This window comes from Mesorhizobium sp., from assembly GCF_004962925.1.
In the GTDB taxonomy this organism is placed as follows: Bacteria; Pseudomonadota; Alphaproteobacteria; order Rhizobiales; family Rhizobiaceae; genus Mesorhizobium.
Map to the genome: position 1 here is coordinate 1 of NZ_SUEO01000276.1, position 740 is coordinate 740.

General features: G+C 69.5%; 1 protein-coding gene. It reads right to left on the minus strand.

Features of this window, described 5'->3' with window-relative positions; genetic code table 11:
* Positions 1–740 (minus strand): iron chelate uptake ABC transporter family permease subunit (locus E5W87_RS32365; protein ID WP_292407105.1); only part of this gene is annotated, 740 nt, incomplete at both ends.

Here is a 740-nt window from a genome sequence, read left to right on the forward strand (position 1 = left end):
TCACAGCTGCGATTGTCGCATCGACAGCCGTGGCCCGGTAGGTGGAGCCGGATAGCCAGCCGATGAGCGTATCGAGCCGAGGATCGCCGCTGGCGAGCATCACCGCCGAGAATGCCGACGCCATCGTCGCCACGGCGGCACCGGAAAGCAGCAACCGATCATTCGCGATGGGCTGCCGGCGGCCGGTCTGCGAAACCATCGCCAGGCTGGCCAGAGCCCCGACGAGGCCGCCCGCGATCATTGCCGGGCGGCTGACATCAGAAGTCGCGACGAAGAGCAGCAGGATGCCTAGCGAGGCGCCGCCGGAAACGCCCAGCACCTCGGGCGCCGCCATCGGATTGCCGGTCATCCTCTGCATCAGCGTGCCGGCCACGCCCAACATCATGCCAGCGGAAACCGCGACGGCGACGCGCGGCGCCCTGAGCGGCAGGAGATCGGCAAGTTCGGCGGCCGAGGCCAGGTGCCAGCCGGCCGCGCCTCGCCCGACAACAAGCGCGGCGCAGAGAAGAAGCGCCATCACGACGAGCCCAGCCAGCAGATGGGCCCACCCGCTGCGCCTGCGCACGGAAAACAGCATGGCGCCGTCCCGATCCGGGCTGGTGCGCAATTTCGGCAGGAGGAGAAACAGCAGCGGCGCACCGAGGAATGCAGTCGCCACGCCTGCCGGGATTTCGGAGGTGAACGGCGTGACCTGCACCAGCCGGTCGGTCAGCCACAACAGCGCGGCACCCGCGAGGGGC